3 protein-coding genes are annotated in these 2,730 nt (G+C 67.0%); 1 reads left to right on the top strand and 2 read right to left on the bottom strand.

Annotated elements, in window-relative coordinates:
• Window positions 1-168 precede the first annotated feature (168 nt).
• Both B2W70_RS06875 and uraH read right to left on the bottom strand, forming a co-directional pair.
• Entirely contained in the window at window positions 169-1,410 is a 1,242-nt protein-coding gene (locus B2W70_RS06875; RefSeq protein WP_414631034.1) for a urate hydroxylase PuuD, read from the bottom strand.
• 10 nt (window positions 1,411-1,420) lie between these two features.
• Complete coding sequence (gene uraH / locus B2W70_RS06870; protein ID WP_058087770.1) at window positions 1,421-1,816, bottom strand: hydroxyisourate hydrolase; 396 nt, start codon at window positions 1,814-1,816, stop codon at window positions 1,421-1,423.
• Window positions 1,817-2,008: 192 nt separating this feature from the next.
• On the opposite strand from uraH, the gene B2W70_RS06865 reads away from it, so the two are divergent.
• Complete coding sequence (locus B2W70_RS06865; protein ID WP_058087769.1) at window positions 2,009-2,710, top strand: GntR family transcriptional regulator; 702 nt, start codon at window positions 2,009-2,011, stop codon at window positions 2,708-2,710.
• The last annotated feature ends 20 nt before the right edge of the window (window positions 2,711-2,730 follow it).

Here is a 2,730-nt window from a genome sequence, read left to right as displayed (position 1 = left end):
GCGCGCCCTGGCTGGCCAGGCCCAGCACACCGGCCACGCCCAGCCACAGGCCCAGCTTGGCCCCTTGTTGCCAGGGGCGCTGCCACCTGGTCTTTGTTTCAGCGGTCATGTCGTCTCCTCGTCTGTCGTGTTCGGCACGGCAGCGAGGATAGCGGCGGATCGGGCCGCTCAGGGCTGGGGCTGCCCCTGGAGCTTGAACCAGCGCCCGATCAGGTCACGTTCCGCGTCAGTGATCTGTGTGGCGTTGTTCATCGGCATGGCCTTGAGCACCACCACCTGCTGGTAGATGGCCTGGGCATGCTGGGTGACGAGCTCGGGCGTGTGCAGTGCCACGCCCTTGTTGGCCAGGTTGGCGTTGTGGCAGAGCGCGCAGCGCTGGGCGACGATGGCCTCGACTTGCGGGCGCAGTGAGGCGGCCGTTTCAACCACCGGTCCGGCACCAGCGGGGGCGGCGCTCACCGGCGCGGGCTTGGGCGCCAGCCAGATGGCCACGCCCAGCAGCACGGCCACCCCGGCTGCGGCCCAGCCCCAAGGAGCGCGGGTGCCGGCCACTTCGGTCTTGTGTCTGGCCACGAAGAACTGACGGATCAAGGCGCCCGCCAGCATGATCAGCACCAGCACCAGCCAGTTGTGGGCATGCGAGTAGGCCCAGCCATAGTGGTTGCTGAGCATGGCGAACAGCACGGGCAGCGTGAAGTAGGTGTTGTGCACACTGCGCTGCTTGCCGCGCTGGCCATGCACCGGGTCAACCGGCTCACCGGCGCGCATGGCTGCCACCACCTTGCGCTGCCCGGGGATGATCCAGAAAAACACGTTGGCGCTCATGGCCGTGGCCATCATGGCCCCCACCAGCAGGAAGGCGGCGCGCCCTGCGAACAGCTGGCAAGCCAGCCACGAGGCGAACACCACGACGATGAAGATCGCGGCGCCCACGATCTTGTCGCCATTCGGGCCACGGCCCAGGGTGCGGCAGATCAGGTCGTAGATCAGCCAGAAGCCTGCCAGGAAGCCGAGCGCGGCATGGATGGCGGCCAGCGGGCTCCAGTGGTGCACGCTCTGGTCGATCAGGAAGGTGCCGGCGTTGAACAGGTACAGCACCGTGAACAGCGCGAAGCCGGTCAGCCAAGTGGAGTAGCTCTCCCAGTAGAACCAGTGCAGGTTCTCGGGCAGCTTCGGGGGCGCGCCCAGGTACTTCTGCGGGTTGTAGAACCCGCCGCCGTGCACGGCCCACAGCTCACCGCCCACGCCCTTGTCGAGCAAGGCCGGGTCCTGCGGTTTGGTGAGGGTGTTGTCCAGCCACACGAAGTAGAAGGACGAGCCCACCCAGGCGATCGCCGTGATGACGTGCGCCCAGCGCAGCAGCAGGTTGGCCCAGTCGAGTGCGTAAGCCAAGATCAGAGAGAAGTCCATGCCCTGCCCTTCAGCTGCCGCGGTAGGTGGAGTAGGACCAGGGGCTCACGAGCAGCGGCACGTGGTAGTGCGCCTGTGCATCAGAGATGCCGAAGTCGAGCGGCACCTCGGTCAGGAAGGGCACCTCGGGCATCGGCGTGCCACGCGAGCGGAAGTAGGCATCGACCTGAAACACCAGCCGGTAGTGCGCGGCCTTGAGGTCGGCACCTTGCAGCAAGGGTCCGTCGATGCGACCGTCGTCGTTGGTGACCACCTGGCGCAGCAGCTGCCAGCGGCCATCGGCGCAACCATCGGGCGAAGGCACCCGCACATACAGGGCGATGGCCATGCCGACGGCGGGGGTGCCGTGCACGGTGTCGAGCACATGGGTGGTCAGGCGACCGCCGGAAGAAGGGTTGGCACTCATGATGCAAGGAAGCGAAGAGATCGAAAGGGCTTGTGCCCCAAAACAAAAACTGTATACACTTTAACCACGATGAGCGCCGCACGCAAGCCGTCCCGATCCGCCGTTCGCCCCGCACCCGAGGTTGAACAACCCGCCCCTGCACCGGTCACGCGCAGGCCGCCGCTGGCCAAGGCCGATGCAGATGCGATTCCCATGCCACCCGAAGAGGTCTCGGGCGAGGACACCAACACCAGCAGCACCGAACACATCGTGCTGGCCGTGACGCGGGCCATCGTCGAGCACCGCCTGCTGCCCGGAGAAAAGCTCGTCGAGCAGAAAATCGCCGACCGCTTCGGCGTCTCGCGCACCATCGTGAGGCAGGCTTTCAACCGCTTGTCCGAACTCAAGCTGGTGCGCCTGGAGCCGGCGCGCGGCGCCTTCGTGGCAGCGCCCTCCATCACCGAGGCGCGCGAGGTCTTCGCCGTGCGCCGCATGGTCGAGGGCCAGATGATGCGAGAGCTGGTGGCCAGCATCCGCCCCGCCCAGTTGCGCACGCTCAAGGCCCACCTCAAGGCCGAAGGCGATGCCGTCAAGCGCATCGACGTGCAGGCGCGCACCCAGCTGCTGTTCGACTTCCACGTCGAGCTGGCCCGGGTGCTGGGCAACCAGGTGCTGGTCAACCTGATGCAGGAGCTGGTCTCGCGTTGCTCGCTGATCACGCTGATGTACCAGTCGTCCGACGACGCCGAGACCTCGCACGCCGAGCACATCGCCATCCTCAAGGCCATCGAAGCCCGTGACGCCGACACCGCCGCCGCGCTGGTCGACGACCACCTGATGACGGTGGAGCACCAGCTCACCGAGCGCCCGCGCGCGCCGCACATCCCTCCGCTGATCGCCCGACGCCAGAGCTGAGCGCCCATGCCTGAAACGAC

This window comes from Aquabacterium sp. UBA2148 (assembly GCF_002328915.1).
In the GTDB taxonomy this organism is placed as follows: domain Bacteria; phylum Pseudomonadota; class Gammaproteobacteria; order Burkholderiales; family Burkholderiaceae_C; genus Aquabacterium; species Aquabacterium parvum.
The sequence above is the reverse complement of the archived record's forward strand: the minus strand, read 5'-3'. Positions and strand labels throughout refer to the sequence as shown.

Coding starts and splice junctions, on each gene's coding strand:
- B2W70_RS06875 (WP_414631034.1), bottom strand. CDS start 1,410: ATGGACTTCTCTCTGATCTTGGCTTACGCACTCGACTGGGCCAACCTG.
- uraH (WP_058087770.1), bottom strand. CDS start 1,816: ATGAGTGCCAACCCTTCTTCCGGCGGTCGCCTGACCACCCATGTGCTC.
- B2W70_RS06865 (WP_058087769.1), top strand. CDS start 2,009: ATGCCACCCGAAGAGGTCTCGGGCGAGGACACCAACACCAGCAGCACC.